Below are 16,425 nucleotides of genomic sequence, written 5' to 3'. Positions count from 1 at the left end.
CCTGTTATTGATAAGGATCGTAAACATCGAAAAATTCGATATCGTCCATCAGGGGCTGAATCAGGGGCTCCGGGCCGGCGTAAAGCGACCAGACAAAATCCGCGGGACCATGAACAGAATTGCGTTGAACCAGGCTCGTGAAGTCATCGGTCAGGCGCTGCCGAAAATCCTGCTGGGTCCAATTCAGGCCGGCATACTGATGGCAGCCGATGCAGTTCGTCTTGTGATTGTTAGGTCCAGGCTCCAGATAGGGATTGCTGCACCAATTGAATAATTTTTGATCCACCATCAGCTGGGCGACCTTGGCAAGGGGCTGCGGCCAGTGATCATCCATCGTCTGCTCACGCAAAGGCTCTGACCAGCCGTACACGCTGCAGAGTCGATACGGCTTCCATGAAGCATTCAAACGATCACCCTGATCGCTGGCGAAATCGTCCGCGCCCTTCGGGCCAAGCCAAAGGGAAGTCCAATACCAATTCGCCTCAAGACGCAAGGACGCGTGTAAACCCGTAAGATGAAATTTTTGCCCGGACGGCAGACGCACTGCGAACGATTCGTCCGCTGCGGGCTCGTACCGTTCACCGGCTGTCCACTGGGGCTCCTGCCACTGCTGCCGCAGATCATCCACAGCGGTGGGAAATCGCTCGACCAGAAAGCCCTGCTCGCTCCGCCGCCAGGCCGTCTTCAAAAAGACCGCCCGCTCCGGCCAGTGAAGGTCTTCGCAGGTTCCTTGCCTTTGCCGTTCTTTTTGACAAATTTCAAGACGCTCATAATTCTGCAAAAGAAAAGTGAGGGCGGTCTGGTTGAAAAGGATCTTCTGCATGCCAGGGATGGAGCGCTTCTTTTCGTCCGTATCATAACGCGCGAACCATTCTTCAAAGCGCCTTGCATCCCAACCCGCATCATGAAACTGCAGCTCATCGTTCCAGCGGATGCCGTCCTGAATGACAGTCGGGGATAGTTCGCGACGTTCACGGCGGCCGGCGGGTCCAAGATTTTCGTAAAGATGCCGAAAGATGCGCTGCAGGTCCTCGCGTCCATACCAGCTCTGCCAGACCAAAAAATTAGGGTGGGATGCCGCATGCAAGGGGCGGAGCATTTCTGCCCAGAAGTCCCAGCCTGCCTGCCTTTGCAGAAGAAAGTCCTGCGGGAGTGCAGGATTTTTGATGGCGTTCCAAAACCCATCGGAAAGATTTTCAGGGGTCGCAAGAAGATACCTGGCTTCACGACCTGCTGCGAGCCGGCTCGTCCTTTGATCAAAACCGCAGCTTATGATCAGAATAAAAAACGGAAGACAACGAAGCCTGCGCATGAACCCCACCTCTTTATGACTGCGCTCTTAGTCTAGCAACAGAAAAATCCGCTGCGAGACGGCAAAATCACTCCAGTCAGGCTCTTGCAAAAGACTTTGAATTATTTGTTGGCTGTATGGTCAATGATGAAGGCAAAAAAACTCCCTGGACGTATCCAGGGAGCGCGGAGCATAAGTATTAAAGTGCGCGAGCCGCGTTATAGATTTCTTCAACGCCTGTGAATTCGCCTTCGAACTTGGGTGTTTCCTGCTTCCAAAGGAAGTCAGGACGTTCATAGCTCAACCATTTCCCGCCGATGATGTTGCCGGCGCGGTCGAGTTCCAGGCGATAACGATAATCGACAAGGGCTTCCGAAGATTCGTGATCATAGCCGCCGCGTTCCTGATGATAACCGACTTCCACGATGTATTTCATGGTGGTGGTCACAGTCACTTCCTTGACGGTCCGCGGTGCGGCGTCGGGTGAGCGGCCATTTTTTTCTTCTTCAACCTTCACTTCGTAACCATAGACCGCCTGATTCCAGACTTCATCATCACGCGTGACGTCCGCAACGAAGCCTTCTTTCAGTTTTGCGATCTGGTTGGTGATCACAAGGTGGAACGCGCCGGCATTGGTATCCCGGCATTCGATCTGCTCACCCTTGGCGGTCAGCTCGTCCTGCAGTTTTTTGATTTCCGCTGTCTTCTGTTCTTCAGTCCAGCTGGCGTAAGGGCTGCCTTCATAAGCATACTGGATCTCATCAATCTGGTCCTGAATGGAGCTGAGATCCTCTTCACAGCGTCCACCCAAAAAGCTGACGCGAGGTGAAGGTGCGTGATGAAGGAACATGGTGAGAAGACCGTTGATGTCGGAGGAGGCGAAAGGAATGTCCACGCCGGCTCTATTTTTCAAGGTCACAGCGCGAGGTTCATCAAAGGCCAGAGTCGCCGGCGCCCAGGCATGGCAAAGGCCTTCCCAGCCTGGAATCGGGCTCAGTTCGGGATCGTAACCTTCCTGTCCTGGAATGCGCTTCAGGGCTCCGGTGCGCTCGCGCTCGGCGCGTGTTGTGCGATAGTCATCAAAGCCCATATAGAGGTCATATTTTTCTGCAGGAGAAAGCACGGCGATCTCGGCTGCTGTCAGTTCAGAAAATGCTTTGGTCGCATACGCATAGCGAGCCTGATCATCACTGTTCTGGGCCCAACGATAGGTGAGGCCACCTTTATACGTCGGCCAGTAATAATCGCTCCAGGGAGTTTTCGGAAGAGCAGCGCTCAACGCCAGTTGATCGAATTTGGTCTCGTACTGATATTTGCGTGTCAGCACATCGAGTCCCATGATGGTCGGATCATTGCGGCGATTCCAGGCTTCCTGAGTTGTGCTGGTGTGATTCGGTTGACCACAGCCATTCAAAAAGATGAGGGCGGCGAGGGCAGGCATACCGTGCTTCATAGTGTGTGTGCTTTCCAAGTAGGGTTGAGTCTTTATGACCAAGCTAGTCATTGCGAGGCGCAATCTAGCAATTGGTCGTTGGAAAGCAACATAAAACCACTGACTATGCAGCCAAAACAGCTAAAATTACGCTTATTTGGCTACTTGTCCAGATTTTCTGGCGGGGATTGTGTAAGTTTACTACATATTATTCCCAGTGCGGGCGCAAGGGGAATCAAAAGGGTGAACGAGAGACCCCATTCACCCTGACCATTTAGTTGCCGATTTTAAAGCTGCCGCGCATCTGGTCGTAGTACTGATCCCAGCTTCCACCGAGTGGCAGGATCTTCACAAAGTAGGTAAAGTCCTGACCGACGGGAAGCATCGAGGCAGGAATGTTAACCTGTTTGAACTGCTCAACAAAGGGATTGGAAGAGGTCTCGGCCGGTGTGCTAGCGCTGGTGATCCACTGTCCGGCGGAATTGAAAATGTCCACGCGAACTTCGCAGTCTTTCGGACAGAAGAAGTTGGTATAGACAGCCAAACGCGGACTGTTGAACGGAAGAAACGAGGCGCTCGTGCTGACGATCATGAGTGTCTTTTTAAAGCTGGCCGGCAGATAACTTTCAGCCAACTTATCATCCGAAGCCTTGGCGCCAGCAGGAACAAGGGCCGCACCGATGGAACCAGCAATGTCAAGAGGTGCATCCGCAGGAATCTTGATGATTATATCCTTGGTCTGATAGCCTTTCGAAACGGGAACGCTCGTCGATTTATTCCAGGACGGCTGACCTCCGAAAGCTTCCGCGAGAAGCTGGCGATTCTCGCGAGCCAGATATTCCACTGTGATGGAATAGGTCACATCGCGACGAAGATCGCGGGGAATCCAGGTCAGGGCCACAGAATCAGGGGCGCTATCATCGGATGCTTTGCGAATATCCTCGAGATACTGCTGGACAGCGATCATCTCAGGATTCCGTGCCTGCTTAACCTCTTTACCCAAATAACCAAGCCTTTGCTGAACCCCAGCCACATCACCGATCAACGCGGTCAGCTGCCGACGATAGGGCAGATAAGCTCCGCCTTGATCAGCGGGTTCATAGCTTGTGGTTACTTTGGTTTCATTCGGAGTGTAGTCAACCGTGGTCGTTTCAATGCGACCGGTCTGCAAATCAAGAACGATTTCTTCACTGTGGGGGTTGCCGTTGTCGGTGGTTTTCAAAAAGCGTTGATCCAGGACTTCAACGCTGAGCGAACCATGATTGCTGAAGGGCACCTGAACCTTGCCTTCAAAGAAGGGAAACGGTGCGGCGACCAGCGACGAGGTGCTGATGAGCAGGGACAAAAGACAAGCGAGTTGTGTGCGTTTCATGTGAGCGGTCTCCCATTGTGCGTGCAGCCTCTATTTAGCACTGGGAGCTATTTTCACAAGCACTAAGTCACTTTTGTCTGTTTTTTTCAGAAACAAAGCGTGCTCAAGATCACGGGCTGCCGGAGTCGGGGCAATTTCAGTTCATTCGTCCTGGCCCTGTTGCGGGAGACGCAAGAAAGCCCTGACATCGTCCGCCAGGGCTTTTTATAATCATGGCTTCAAAGTTTTTGAATAATATCTTCCGAGAAGCGCTGCATCTCTTCCAACTGAGGGCTGCACTGCAGAAGGAAAAGGTCCACACCCACATCCGCAAAGGATCCGATGCGGTCAATCACCTGCTGAGGCGTTCCCATCAGTCCAGATTTCAATCCGCGATTCGATACGGAGTAATCTTCGAGGTTGAGCACCTGATCCAGCTGCGAATTCTGGATAAAATCCTGATAGTTCGCATAGCCGCTCGATCCCGGCGAGACGTCCGTGATGCGGGCGATTTCCTTGTCCACTTCCGCCTTCGTGCTGCGGATGATGGAATACGCGGCTACACCGAATTGCATCGGCGGCAAACCAAAGGATTCACGGCGGCGCTTCATATCCGCAATTTTGGGCTGAAGGCGCTCGGGGGGATCACCGTGCATCACGTAAACATCGGCCATGCGGGCGATCATATTCTTGGCCGCTTCCGATTCTCCGCCGGCATAGATCAAAGGCCGGGGTTTGCGTACCGGCTTGGGTTCCACGATCAAACCTTCGATATCATAATAACGGCCGTGGAAGGACACTTCAGGTTCATGAAACGCAGCATCCAAAATCTGGAGCCATTCCGTGGTCCGCGCGTAACGATCGTCATGCACGTCGAAAGGAATTCCAAAGCGTTTGGCTTCGTCCTTCCACCAGGAGGAAACCACGTTTAACGAGAGCCGGCCCTGCGAAATCTGATCGATCTGCGCCACCTGTTTCGCAAAAGGTCCCGGCGCATGATAGGTCGGACGCACGGCCACCAGAAGTTCCAGTTTTTCCGTAACGGCAGCCAAGGCCGCAGCCGTAGTCCAGGCATCCATGGACGGAGCCTGAATGCCTTTGATGTCGTTCAGCATGAGTTCGGCGATCAGAGTCAAATCATAACCGAGCTTTTCCGCGGCCTGGGTCAGACGCTTGACGTAATCCCAGCTCGCCTCCATGCCCTCGTCTTCCACGTTGCGCAGCCAGCCGCCAAAGACCGGCATCCAAAACCCGTATTTCATGATTCCGACCTCCGGGCCCGGAATTCAAGATAATCCACGAGTTTGGCGAAGGGATCAAAGCCGATCACATTCACGGCATCCGCAACGAAGTTGGACAGCGCGTTGATATCGTAAATATAAGCCTGGCCGTCGCGTTCATCGACAAGGTATTCGATACCGCCGACATCCAGATCAATCGTACGGGCAATCTTCACGGCCGCATCAATCATCTCGCGTGGAGGATCCGCACGCTCCACACGCAAGCCGCGTTTGGGTGCATCGATCGCACAGGCCGCACGCACCAGCTCCCGACCGTCCGAGGTCTGGCAGGCATCAGCAGGGCACAAATCGAAGGTGCCTTGCGGTGGATAGACGCGGATGGCGTAAAGATATTCGCCATTCAGTACTTCGATGCGAACGATGTGTCCGCCTTCCGGTTTCGCATATTCCTGCACCAAGGCCGCACCGTCGATGCCCATCGGCACCGTACCTTCGTTCACGGCTGACTCCAAATCCGCGAAGCTATCATAGCGAACGATACCCGCGCCGCTGCCGCCGATATTGGCCTTCACAACGATGGGGAAACGAAGGTCCTTGGCCGCTTCCAAAGCTGCGCTTGGATGATTGATGGCCCAGGATTTCGGATATCGGATTTTCAGCTGCTCCAAAAGCTGCAGCTGACGGATTTTCGAAATTTCATAGCCGTAGACCTTGGTCCCGTTGACCACAGGTATACCCTGGCTTTCGAGCTGGCCGAGCCAGTCCTGAGTGTAGAACGTAATATTGCCGCGTCCGCGCAGATAGGCGGAGGGGCTGGCCCGGTTGAACACCAGGGAGTAAGGTGCTTCCGAAGAGGCCAAAGCAAAGCCATGCTGGTCCGCAGGGATTTTCACATAAGGCAGCTGGCGGCGATCCAACTCGGCGAAAAGAGGTTTAAACCAGTCGGGGTGCTCGTAGAAAATTGCGATTGGCTTCATACTTCAGGCCCTTTCTCATGCGAAATGTAGCTCAGAAGTAGGTGAGCGCTCGAATTTCCACAAGCACAATTTGCTTATAAGCATATGCTTTTTTTATTGAATACCGGTACACAACTTAACTGCGGCAGTGACCCGTACCTTGCACCACAAAGCGCGTCGTCGTCAATTCCCTTGCGCCCATGGGTCCGTAAGCATGGAGCTTGGTGGTCGAGATGCCGATTTCCGCCCCCAGTCCCAATTCGCCGCCATCATTGAAGCGGGTGCTGGCATTGATGGCAAGGCAGGATGAGTCCAGAGCATCTTCAAATTTTTGGATGACCCCTTGATCCTGACAGACAATCGCCTCGGTATGATGACTGCCGTGCTGAAGGATGTGATCAATCGCCTCATCTTCGGAAGCGACCAGACGCACCGAAAGGATCTTGTCCAGATATTCCGTGTCCCAATCTTCGGCCACGGCTTTTTCCCAGCCTGACTCCGGACCCAGCTGCCAGATTTTTTCATCGACGCGCAGACGCACACCGGCCTCGGTCAGGGCGCGCAGAAGATCACTCAGATAAGCGCCGGCATGCTGCTCATGAACCAGCATCGTTTCGATGGCATTGCAGACGGAAGGCCTTTGCACCTTGGCATTTAACGCGATAGCGCGGGCCTTATCCAGGGGGGCATCAGCATGGATGTAAAGATGACAAAGTCCCTTGGCATGAGCAATCACAGGAATCCTTGCATGCTCCTGGATCATGCGAATCAATCCTTCGCCGCCGCGGGGTATAATCAGATCGATCAGTCCAACCAGCTTCACCATTTCCATGGTGAGCTGTCGATCCCCGCTCGGAATCACCTGCACCGATTCCCGGGGGATAAAGGGAGCCATCGCACCCTGCACCAGCTGCCCGAGGATAGCATTGGAATGCGCGGCGTCGCTGCCGCCTTTTAAAAGAATGGCATTGCCTGATTTGATAGCCAGGGCAGTGCAATCAATCAGAACATTCGGCCGGCTTTCAAAAATAACGCCGATCACGCCCAAGGGTATCCGCTTTTTCTGAACGATAAGTCCATCCGCGCGGGTGTGCTGCTCATCGATTCGCCCAAGGACCGGCTGGCTTTCGGCTATGGTTTGCAGGGCATCCGCCAATGATCTGAGCCGGCTTTCGGTCAGGGTGAGTCGATCAATCATGGCCTCGGACAGATCGTGCCGACGCGCGGCGACAATATCCTTCTCGTTGGCTTTTAAAATATCAGCGCGGGAAGCGATCAAGGCATCTTTAATGGCAAGGATCGCATTCCGCCGATCTTTTTCCTGATAGCGGCGCAACCTGACAGCACTGTCATGCGCAGCGCGGGCTTTTTCCAATAAATCATCCCGAGTGAAGTCACTCATGGTTTTCCTCCCGAATCACGAGGTTGTCTTTATGAACGGCAACTTTCGACGGGCAGTGGCCCAGGATCGTGGCAATCTCCTGGCTCTGACGGCCCTGAATTTTCCGGAGTTCACTGGCTGAATATTCCACCAGCCCCAGGGCCACGATGCGATTGCCGCAAAGGATTTTGACACAATCACCCCGTTTGAAACTACCCTCGACGCGATGGATACCAGAAGGCAGAAGAGAACGATTATTCAAGACAGCTTCACTGGCACCGCGATCAATTTTAATCGTGGCGCCGAGCCTTGCGCTTGCCGTCAGCCAGCGGTGCCTGGATTTGCGTGTGGCCTGCGGACTGACTTCAAAAAATGTTCCGCCGCCTTCCAGCGCGGCGATCACGGGCTGATCCTTTTTAAAGGTGGCCAGGATCACGGGAATACCAAGGGGCGTGAGCTTTCTCACGGCTTCCAGCTTCGTCAGCATACCGCCGCGTCCGACGCTGGTTTTTCCGGCCAGATTCAGCTTTTCAAATCGCTCATCAAAAGCCACCAGCCGCAGATTCTGAGCGTCACCCAAACCTGGATCACGATCGTAAAGACCATCGGGCGTGGTGAGTATGATCAGCCCATCGGCATCCATCATCTCACTGGTCATGGCCGCCAGCTGATCGTTGTCACCGACTGTGATTTCGGCATAACTCACCGAATCATTCTCATTCAGAATCGGAGTGATGCCGGCTTCAAGCAGTTTGTTCATCATGTTTTTCAGGTTCAATTTTCTTTTGCTATCGCGCACATCCTCGTGCGTGAGCAGGACCTGGGCGCACTGCTTCTGATGGTGATGAAAGGCCTGGGTATAGCAGCGCATGAGGAGCGGCTGACCGATGGCACTGCAGGCCTGCAGATAGGCGATGCTGCCATCCGCCTCGGCCGGGATATGACGACGCCCGATGGAGATCGCGCCCGAGCTGACGACGATCACTTCGATCCCCTGCTGCAAAAGCCGGGCGCAGTCGGCGACGATCTGCTCAATTTTTTTCTGATCGACACCCGTTTCCGGATGCGCCAGCGCCGCCGAACCAATCTTCACAATCAGTCTTTGACACTGGCCGGGCCATTCCGAACGAAGCTTTAGCGTGCTGCTCATACCACAACTCTTGGCTGGACGTTTCCGGCCTCAGCTTAACCAAAGGCCTGGGGAAACGCATGGAAAAGTTCAGAAGCTGGGGACGGTTTCGTAGGCAATCCCCGCTTCGGTACAAACTGGCTGATAAAAACCTGCAAAAAGCTACCCGCGCGTGGGCCAGGCCCTTTCCAGTATTGCAGAAAAATGAACAGTCGGACCAAGACTGCCGTAAGTATAACCCCAGTCATGAGCCAGACGCGACTGGCAGAAGGCCTCGGCAACATAAGGCGGGGCATGGCGTAGAAGGAGTGCAGCCTGGACGCCAAGGATAAGGTCCTGGGTCAGGCGACGGGCCATGGCTTCCTGGGCCGTTTCCGTTTTCAGGCGCTGCATGATTCCATCGCGATGCCGATCCAAAAGCGGGTGCGCGGCGCCTGCTTGCATTTCATGGGCGAGCACATCCATGGCTCGCGGATTTTTCTGCAGAGCACGCAGAACATCCAGGCACATGATATTGCCGGAACCTTCCCAGATGGAATTCACCGGCATCTCGCGATACATGCGCGGCAGATTATAGTCCTCGCAGTAACCATTGCCGCCGAGCACCTCCATGGCCTCTTCCATGAATTCACAGCCGCGCTTGCACACCCAGAATTTGGCCGCGGGTGTCAGAAGGCGACGGACTATCGTTTCCGCTTCATCTTCCTGCTGATCGAAAGCGCGCGCAAGACGCATGGCAAGCGCTGTTGCAGCCTCGGATTCAAGAGCCAGATCAGCGAGGACATTCTGCATGAGCGGGTGGTGACACAGCTTTTTGCCAAAGGTCTGTCTATGGTTGGCATGATGCAAGGCCTGACTTAAGCCCTGGCGCATCAGTCCAGCTGTTCCGATCGCGCAGTCGAGCCTTGTGTAGGTGCCCATTTCAATAATGGTGGGAACGCCCCGCCCCTCTTCACCTAAAAGGATAGCCCATGCATCATGGAATTCCACTTCGCTGGATGCGTTCGAACGATTGCCGAGTTTATGTTTCAGTCTTTGAATGTGAATCGCATTCTTACTGCCATCCGGTCGCCAGCGGGGAACGAAGAAACAGGATAAACCGGATGAGCTGCGAGCCAGGACCAGATGCGCATCGCACATGGGAGCCGAGAAAAACCATTTGTGACCGCGCAGAAGATATTCGTCGCCGTTCAAGCGCCGCGCTTCCGTGCTATTGCTCCTGACATCCGAGCCGCCCTGTTTCTCGGTCATGCCCATTCCCAGAAGTCCGCCTTTTTTCATGGAAAAGGGCAGGTCCCTGGGATCATGTTCTTTGGAATAGAGAGTCGAAAGCCAGCTCTGCACCCAGGTCGGACCTTTGCGCAGCACAGGGATCACACCATAGGTCATGGTCGTGGGACAAAGCGTTCCCGTTTCCACCTGCGTTTGCAGAAGATAGGCCGCAGCCCGGGCCACATGGGCCGAAGGTCGCGTCTCGGACCATGGGCCTGTATGAAGACCACGTCGGGCGACATCATGCAAAAGCTGATGCCAGGCCGGATGAAACTCCACCTGGTCCACGCGATGACCGCGGGCATCAAAAGTTTTCAGTACGGGCGGATATTCGTTGGCCAGGCGACCGTTGTCATGGGCCTCAGCGCGACCGAGTTCAGCGCCCCACTGCTCCAATTGTGGAGCAGCCCAAGACGCACCTTCGCGCTGCAAGGCCTCGCGCAGAGCATGATCCTGAAGATAAAGATTGTAGTCCAAAAGCGCGGGTGACTGATTCGTCACCTCATGAGTTTGCCAGGCTTCCACAGTGTCCCCTCTCCTTGCATTTTTTCGCATGATAAGGGAACAAGGAGGAAGACGCATCCGGAATTAATAAGGGAACAAAGGCGAAGACGCATCCGGAATTACTTAAGGTTTACGCCGCCAGCTCATCGTGCAGCTTTGCCCGCCGCGGGTCCAGGTTCCCTGGCGTACACCGTCTTTTTTCTCAAGGACAAGGGTATCGTTTTCCGAACGCAGCGTGATGGAGTCGCGAGCATCCGACCAGCTCAAGGCTTGGCCTTCAAAAGAAAGGTCGTGAGGATGAGCGATGAAGAGATCGCAGAAATACTGAAGCATGTGAAAGGAAGCTGGCACACCCTCGATGGGCTGGGGGCACTGGACTGTCCAGGCGCCCTGGAAATTCGTGCAGACTCCATAAAGGCTCGACTCTTTTTCCTCCGGTTCCGGTGTGTTGACTTTTTTGATGGGGTTGCGGGTTTTGACAATGTCCCCGCACGCGGAACCTAAAGTACACAGCAGGGCCGAGACGCCCAAAATTTTCCATTGTAATTTCATGATCCAAACTCCTATCGCGGGCCGGCGGTGTCGCAGGCGAAATAGCCTTGCAAGCTTTCGTCCAAAGGTTTTCCAGCAAAAATAGCTTCACCGGCGTTGACTAAAAAGGCCGCCGTGGCGTTCACGGCATTCTGCGCTTCATCCTTCAGACAGCCCTTATCACGCTTGTTCGGATTCCATTCACAGGAAAAAGTGGAGCGCCAGACACGATCATCAAGATCGACGGAAGCATGCTCACAGACATTTCCATATTTGAATCCATAGACGCAGATATCCAAAATATGTCGAGGATCGGCCTTATCACGTTTCGCGTGGGCTACTGAAAAACTGTCCTGAATAACATGAGTCGCATGGCCAAGCCAGTAGCGGCCTGTTTCCACATCACCGGCTTGATACCGCTCGATGCCAAGGCGAGCCGCCTGGATGATGTTGCTCCGAATCGCTTCGCAGGATGGGCGCAGATCCAAAGGCACCTGGTCGACGAAATCCCGCAAGCTGTGAATATGCTGGATGCGCCCCTCATTATGCCAATCGACTTTGCCGACCTGATGAAAGTCCCTCATCCTCGGCGTATCAAAGTCCGATTCATAATTGCCAAGCACCATCATGTTCCCGGTATCCGCACCGGCCACGCCTTTGGCGATCTTCGGATAAGGCCTTTGGCCGATCAACCCCTGCAGGGCATCATTCGCCTCGTCTACGGCCAAGCGCGTAATATCCTCGTGACCGCGAGCGGGTCCAGCTCCGGTCAACCATTTTGTTTCACTCACGGATTCGTCGTGCTGCGGTCCGCAGGCGACTGCAAGAGTCAGAAAGGCCATGATCCATGGCAGGCGCATGATTTGTCTCAATTTTAAGGTGTATTCCAGGCCGGGTAAAGGGTTCCGGCTGTCGCGAGGACGCCCGGCCGAAGCAAATATTGCGGGTGGGGATAAAAAAGTCGGATAAGGTCTTAAGGAGGTTTATGACATGACAGCAGGCTTTTCGATCGTCTCCGCTTTCCTGACGGCTGCGCTCATGATTTTTACCATGAAACGATATCTCCCGGACCCGGCGGACCTGAGGTCAGGAGTCGGGGGCTATGCCTTGATTTTTCTTTTGAGCGGCATACTCGGGGCATCCGGGGTTCTTGCGGATTTCAACTCCATGCCGCCGCGTTTTTTCTTTTTCATCGCGGCTCTTTTGATCACGAGCCTGGGGGTAACGTTGTCACCCTGGGGTGGAAGCGTGGTTCAACACGTCCCCCTGCGCGTTTTGATCGGACTGCAGGGTTTTCGCATACTGCCTGAAATTCTTTTGGATCTTGCCTGGCGTGAGGGACTCGCGCCCATTCAAATGACCTGGCATGGGCGCAACCTGGATATGCTTTCCGCCATCACCGCTCTACTTCTGGCAGGATTTTGGAATCATGTTCCGCAGGTGAAACGATGGGCGTGGGCACAGTCCATCCTCGGCCTCGTGCTCCTCATCAATATCGTCAGCATCGCCGTGCTCTCCGCACCGCTCCCCTTCCGTGTATTTTTGAATGAACCGGCCAATACCTTTGTCGCCTATTTTCCCTACATCTGGCTGCCGGGAATCCACGTAATGACGGCACTCACACTGCATGGTTTAACTCTGCGCCGCCTTCTCAAGGGCGCGGCGTAAATCGACCTCAGTAATCGTTGCCACCTGCTTCCGTCCAGCTGGCTTCGTCCACGGCTGCGGCCTCGCTTGCGTTCTCTTCAATCCTCGCATCCGAGGCAGCGGCTGCGACGTCGTCAATCGGCGTTGCGTTTCCCACTTGTGTACCCATGTTGCATACTCCTGTCCTGTTTACGTAGGCCCGTAGGCATATCGTGTGGTGCGGCCTTTGCCCATGCGATAGGCAAGGCCCAGCTCCAATAGTTTCGCTAAATCCCGACTCGCCGTGGCATCGGAAACCTTGAGGCGATCGCAGATGGCTTTGGGTTCGATGATCTCGCCGGCGCGCATCCAACTCAGCACTGTGGCCTGACGAACATTCAATGCCGGCAGCGCTTCCTGCTCGGAGGCATCGTTTTGCAAAAGAGAAATCGGCTGCGGCGTGCGAAGGTCCTGGGTCAAAACCCGGATCTGCGGACGCAGACGGTAGCCACTTTCACTCGCTTCAATCCACTCCCCATAGGCTCCCAGAAAACGTCGGGTCTTGGCCACCAATCCGTAAATCTGTTTGTCATGACGCGCTGGATCATAGGAACGACCCCACAGTGAAGACGTCAGGCGTTCCTTGGCGCTTTCCCCTTTGGCCAGCCACTTGATAAGTTTGCGCATGAGGCCTGAGCAGCCCTCGACATGATGAACGACCTCACCACGATCCACGATCGTGACCGAGCCCGGCTCCACATCAAAAACCAAAGCCGATTCATGCGGCCTTAATCCCAAAACATTCGGAAGGAAGCCGAGCCAGCCGCTGCGCACCACGTCCTGCATTGCCGCAGCCGGATAAAATTTCACCTGATCCACAAGATCGCCCAGGGGATCATCACCCGGCCGACTGTTATTGCCCGGAGTTCCGCGCATGCGCTGCAGCATCCGCCAGCTGATCAAACCACCGCAGCGCCGTGTAAGAGCTTCAATATCGGGAAGTAGGGCCTGCTGATCAAAGACACGGCCCATTTCACCAAGCAGCTGCGCTTCGAACCCAAGGGCGCGAATATGCTGCCTCAGATCGGAGCGGGACTGGGCCCGATGCCGTGCGGCACGGACCAGACTAAGCGCCTGATGCGTTTCACCCTGCTTTCGGAGGATATGCGCCAGCAGAAGGTTATGATTCATTTCCAGATTGGGATTATCGATGCGATAGACGAGTTCGCTCGTTCGCTCCAAAAGAGCCTTTGATCGCCGCAGCTGTCCGCGAAGGAGCAAAACCCGGGACAGCTCGAGATTGAGGGACGCCTGGGTATAGCTGTCTTCATAGGACGAGCGGGTGATCGTTTCCTGCAGGACAGTCACGATTTCGTCACTGTGCTTGCCGAGGCCGAAGGCCGAGCGGTACATGACCATGGTATGATCCATGGCCTGAAGCAGCGCGCCCCGACCCAAAGCCTGGGCTTTCTGCCGAGCCATCGACAGCGTGCGGAAACCGCTGTGGATCTGACCAAGATTCAATTGGGAATGTCCCAGGAGTTCCATGGTGAGGACATAACCGTAATCAAAGTCGGCGGCAATCGCCTCTTTCGCTCCGGCCTGAGCCCAAAGCCGCGTGGCATGCAAACGGCCCTGACGATAGCGGTAAAATCCAAGACCCTGATAGGCAAAGCAGAGCGATTGGCTGTCGCCGAGGGCTTTGGCGTCGCGAAGGTTGCTGATGAAAAGTTTGCGTGAAAGATCCTGACGACCTTCACGGCAAAAAGCGGAGCCCAGGAAACAACGCGCAATGATCAGCTGAGCCGTTGACAGGCGCGGCATCCAGCGTTGCAGGATACCATCCGCTTCCATGTTGCGTCCGACCAAAGTCAAAGCCCCGATGACCCAAGGGATATCCTCAGGATTCAGCTTCGCATCACGCGAATCCACAGCACGGGCAATGATTTGAAGGTAATCACCACCGGCCATCTGGGAAAAATAAGGGCTTGATTCTGCGAGCGACACAGCAAACCTCGCGATTGGAAATAGGAACAACAGAAGGTGTCTAGCAGGATTCAGCCGTCGCTTCAACACCTATTAAAACCAGGGAAATTATTGGGAATATACGCGATTTTTATGGTCTTTTTAATCGCCTCAGAATCGCCTCAAAAAAGGAAGGCAAATAAGGTGGTGGGGTCAGAGCGAAAGATGTAGCACTTGGAAAGATTTGTTCAGCAAGTCCCGCTACGCATTTTTCAAAAAAGCGAAATCTCAGCTCAACGCATGAGAAGAGCCCGTACCGGTGCCGGAATCCTCTATGGATCCAGCACGCCGGTCGCGGGAAAGAGCGGGAAAGGGGGATATTGGGAAGGGAGAAAAGCGGTAGCTTTCGCCTTTGGAAGTATCTTCAGCCTTGCATCAGGGGTGATAGTGAAGTGTCACGCCCTGGCAATTATCTTCGGTGATCCATTCGATCTTGGCTTTGTCGCCATATTTTTTCTTAAACTCTTCGGCTTTCACCAGGTACTGTTCGAAAGGCGCATTGCCTCCGAATCCGCATTCCTTATACGTGAGCACGGACGGTCTGCTCATTCCATAGCCAGATGACAGAAGGAATAAACCAAGGGGAGCAATGCTACTGAAAACGATAAACCTGAGCATGGTTTCTCTCCTCAAACTGACACGCGCATTAGGGAACTAACCTTAGTGATAAGTCGTAAATATCAATCCGCAAACGGCCGCGGCAAGTTTTGTTTCCTTTCCGCGTGTACATTCTTCAGCCATTGCAAAATCCGCGAGCCTAAAAAATAGGCTCCGCCTTTTTTAAATAATGAAATCAAAGATGCGTCATTTATCATTTGCAAAATTGTCGGGAAGAAGTGACAGCATTTTTTGCCGGCTTTTGCAATCGCAAACCACGCACGATTGACTATTCACATTCACGAAGAACAACGAATATTCACCATCATGCACGTACAATTTGACTTCTTGCTGCGATAGAATTACTACATAATAAGACAATCACAACTCATCGACCTGGGAGCAGCTATTTATGGCTCATCCGATTTGTTTTTTCCTTCAGGAAAAAATCAAAGCCTTTGTCGCCAAAAAAAATGAGAGTGTGAGATGGTTGGCCAAGCAGGTCGGCGTTGATTATACGATCGTTTACAGACTTCAGGCGGGCGAACAGAAAAGCCTGTCGTTCTTCGATGCCAAGCGCATCCTGAAGGTGATCGAGCCGGACAAATACCTGGAGATCCTTGGTGAATTCTATCCGGCTGAAGTCCAGGAAATGGCAGACAGTAAACTAACGGAACAACAAACCGATGAGTTGCTTGACATCATTGCCTTTGCTCTGACGGATATCGACCGTTATCGCATTTTCGCCTTCGCCACGGAAACCGTAGGGGCTACCCGCAGCCTTGTCATCGAAGAATTTGGCAAGTTCGGCAGGGAAATTTTGGATGCATTGATTTCCAAAAAAGCCTTGCGCATAATGGAAAATGGAACAATCGAAAATCTAATCGCAGGGCGCCAGTGGTGGTCGGACGAACTGGTGAAGAAGGTTGCTTTGAATAATATTCACTTGATGACATCAGCCAGCCCTGGCACTCACATGAGGAACTGGGTCACAGGCTTGAATGAAAAAGGCCTTCGCGCCTACTACGATGCTCACGCGAACTTTATCGAGAGTCTGGCAAACATTGAAAATTCTCAAGAATTCAAAGG

Annotated in this window: 15 protein-coding genes; 2 read left to right on the top strand and 13 right to left on the bottom strand. The window is 53.8% G+C overall.

Annotated elements, in window-relative coordinates; genetic code table 11:
- Window positions 1-4: 4 nt before the first annotated feature.
- The 10 genes from VFO10_RS04900 to VFO10_RS04855 all read right to left on the bottom strand — a co-directional run bounded on the left by VFO10_RS04900 (window position 5) and on the right by VFO10_RS04855 (window position 11,948).
- Window positions 5-1,312 carry a hypothetical protein gene (locus tag VFO10_RS04900; protein WP_325137639.1) on the bottom strand — a complete coding sequence of 436 codons (1,308 nt, stop codon included), beginning with the start codon at window positions 1,310-1,312 and terminating at the stop codon, window positions 5-7.
- 178 nt (window positions 1,313-1,490) lie between these two features.
- Window positions 1,491-2,744 (bottom strand): hypothetical protein, encoded by a 1,254-nt coding sequence (locus VFO10_RS04895; protein WP_325137637.1) that lies wholly within the window; start codon window positions 2,742-2,744, stop codon window positions 1,491-1,493.
- 253 nt (window positions 2,745-2,997) lie between these two features.
- The gene (locus VFO10_RS04890; RefSeq protein ID WP_325137636.1) at window positions 2,998-4,095 is read right to left on the bottom strand and encodes a hypothetical protein; all 1,098 of its coding nucleotides are present in this window, start codon (window positions 4,093-4,095) and stop codon (window positions 2,998-3,000) included.
- A 218-nt stretch (window positions 4,096-4,313) separates the two neighbouring features.
- Window positions 4,314-5,336 (bottom strand): LLM class flavin-dependent oxidoreductase, encoded by a 1,023-nt coding sequence (locus tag VFO10_RS04885; RefSeq protein WP_325137633.1) that lies wholly within the window; start codon window positions 5,334-5,336, stop codon window positions 4,314-4,316.
- Window positions 5,333-6,292 (bottom strand): hypothetical protein, encoded by a 960-nt coding sequence (locus VFO10_RS04880; protein ID WP_325137632.1) that lies wholly within the window; start codon window positions 6,290-6,292, stop codon window positions 5,333-5,335. The genes VFO10_RS04885 and VFO10_RS04880 overlap by 4 nt, the downstream gene beginning before the upstream one ends.
- A 115-nt stretch (window positions 6,293-6,407) precedes the next feature.
- On the bottom strand, window positions 6,408-7,673 hold the full coding sequence (locus VFO10_RS04875) for a glutamate-5-semialdehyde dehydrogenase (RefSeq protein ID WP_325137630.1): 1,266 nt from the start codon (window positions 7,671-7,673) through the stop codon (window positions 6,408-6,410).
- A complete protein-coding gene (gene proB / locus VFO10_RS04870) occupies window positions 7,666-8,802 on the bottom strand; it encodes a glutamate 5-kinase (protein WP_325137629.1) in 1,137 nt (378 codons plus the stop codon). Before proB ends, VFO10_RS04875 begins: the two co-directional genes overlap by 8 nt.
- 141 nt (window positions 8,803-8,943) lie before the next feature.
- Entirely contained in the window at window positions 8,944-10,578 is a 1,635-nt protein-coding gene (locus VFO10_RS04865) for an isovaleryl-CoA dehydrogenase (RefSeq protein WP_325137627.1), read from the bottom strand.
- 102 nt (window positions 10,579-10,680) lie between these two features.
- On the bottom strand, window positions 10,681-11,109 hold the full coding sequence (locus VFO10_RS04860) for a hypothetical protein (protein WP_325137626.1): 429 nt from the start codon (window positions 11,107-11,109) through the stop codon (window positions 10,681-10,683).
- An 11-nt stretch (window positions 11,110-11,120) separates the two neighbouring features.
- The gene (locus VFO10_RS04855; protein ID WP_325137625.1) at window positions 11,121-11,948 is read right to left on the bottom strand and encodes a hypothetical protein; all 828 of its coding nucleotides are present in this window, start codon (window positions 11,946-11,948) and stop codon (window positions 11,121-11,123) included.
- Window positions 11,949-12,078: 130 nt separating this feature from the next.
- Here VFO10_RS04855 and VFO10_RS04850 point away from each other — a divergent pair, with 130 nt between their 5' ends.
- On the top strand, window positions 12,079-12,756 hold the full coding sequence (locus tag VFO10_RS04850) for a hypothetical protein (protein ID WP_325137623.1): 678 nt from the start codon (window positions 12,079-12,081) through the stop codon (window positions 12,754-12,756).
- A 7-nt stretch (window positions 12,757-12,763) separates the two neighbouring features.
- Here the strand turns inward: VFO10_RS04850 and VFO10_RS04845 are convergent, their stop codons facing one another.
- From VFO10_RS04845 to VFO10_RS04835, 3 genes are all read right to left on the bottom strand, one after another.
- On the bottom strand, window positions 12,764-12,904 hold the full coding sequence (locus VFO10_RS04845) for a hypothetical protein (RefSeq protein WP_325137622.1): 141 nt from the start codon (window positions 12,902-12,904) through the stop codon (window positions 12,764-12,766).
- Between the two features lie 20 nt (window positions 12,905-12,924).
- Window positions 12,925-14,721 (bottom strand): DeoR family transcriptional regulator, encoded by a 1,797-nt coding sequence (locus tag VFO10_RS04840; protein ID WP_325137621.1) that lies wholly within the window; start codon window positions 14,719-14,721, stop codon window positions 12,925-12,927.
- Between the two features lie 393 nt (window positions 14,722-15,114).
- Entirely contained in the window at window positions 15,115-15,357 is a 243-nt protein-coding gene (locus tag VFO10_RS04835) for a hypothetical protein (RefSeq protein ID WP_325137620.1), read from the bottom strand.
- 391 nt (window positions 15,358-15,748) lie between these two features.
- Between VFO10_RS04835 and VFO10_RS04830 the strand changes: the two genes are divergently transcribed.
- Window positions 15,749-16,425: hypothetical protein (locus tag VFO10_RS04830; protein WP_325137618.1), on the top strand; the 677-nt coding region annotated here is incomplete at its 3' end.

Origin of the sequence: Oligoflexus sp. (genome assembly GCF_035712445.1) — a bacterium.
In the GTDB taxonomy this organism is placed as follows: Bacteria; Bdellovibrionota_B; Oligoflexia; order Oligoflexales; family Oligoflexaceae; genus Oligoflexus.
Note: the sequence above shows the minus strand (reverse complement) of the source record. Positions and strands in the feature narration are given on the sequence as shown.

What these genes read in the sequence shown, in the direction of transcription:
- VFO10_RS04880 (WP_325137632.1), bottom strand. Translation starts at nt 6,292, where the DNA reads ATGAAGCCAATCGCAATTTTCTACGAGCACCCCGACTGGTTTAAACCT.
- VFO10_RS04895 (WP_325137637.1), bottom strand. Translation starts at nt 2,744, where the DNA reads ATGAAGCACGGTATGCCTGCCCTCGCCGCCCTCATCTTTTTGAATGGC.
- VFO10_RS04845 (WP_325137622.1), bottom strand. Translation starts at nt 12,904, where the DNA reads ATGGGTACACAAGTGGGAAACGCAACGCCGATTGACGACGTCGCAGCC.
- VFO10_RS04850 (WP_325137623.1), top strand. Translation starts at nt 12,079, where the DNA reads ATGACAGCAGGCTTTTCGATCGTCTCCGCTTTCCTGACGGCTGCGCTC.
- VFO10_RS04885 (WP_325137633.1), bottom strand. Translation starts at nt 5,336, where the DNA reads ATGAAATACGGGTTTTGGATGCCGGTCTTTGGCGGCTGGCTGCGCAAC.
- VFO10_RS04875 (WP_325137630.1), bottom strand. Translation starts at nt 7,673, where the DNA reads ATGAGTGACTTCACTCGGGATGATTTATTGGAAAAAGCCCGCGCTGCG.
- VFO10_RS04860 (WP_325137626.1), bottom strand. Translation starts at nt 11,109, where the DNA reads ATGAAATTACAATGGAAAATTTTGGGCGTCTCGGCCCTGCTGTGTACT.
- VFO10_RS04890 (WP_325137636.1), bottom strand. Translation starts at nt 4,095, where the DNA reads ATGAAACGCACACAACTCGCTTGTCTTTTGTCCCTGCTCATCAGCACC.
- proB (WP_325137629.1), bottom strand. Translation starts at nt 8,802, where the DNA reads ATGAGCAGCACGCTAAAGCTTCGTTCGGAATGGCCCGGCCAGTGTCAA.
- VFO10_RS04855 (WP_325137625.1), bottom strand. Translation starts at nt 11,948, where the DNA reads ATGCGCCTGCCATGGATCATGGCCTTTCTGACTCTTGCAGTCGCCTGC.
- VFO10_RS04900 (WP_325137639.1), bottom strand. Translation starts at nt 1,312, where the DNA reads ATGCGCAGGCTTCGTTGTCTTCCGTTTTTTATTCTGATCATAAGCTGC.
- VFO10_RS04835 (WP_325137620.1), bottom strand. Translation starts at nt 15,357, where the DNA reads ATGCTCAGGTTTATCGTTTTCAGTAGCATTGCTCCCCTTGGTTTATTC.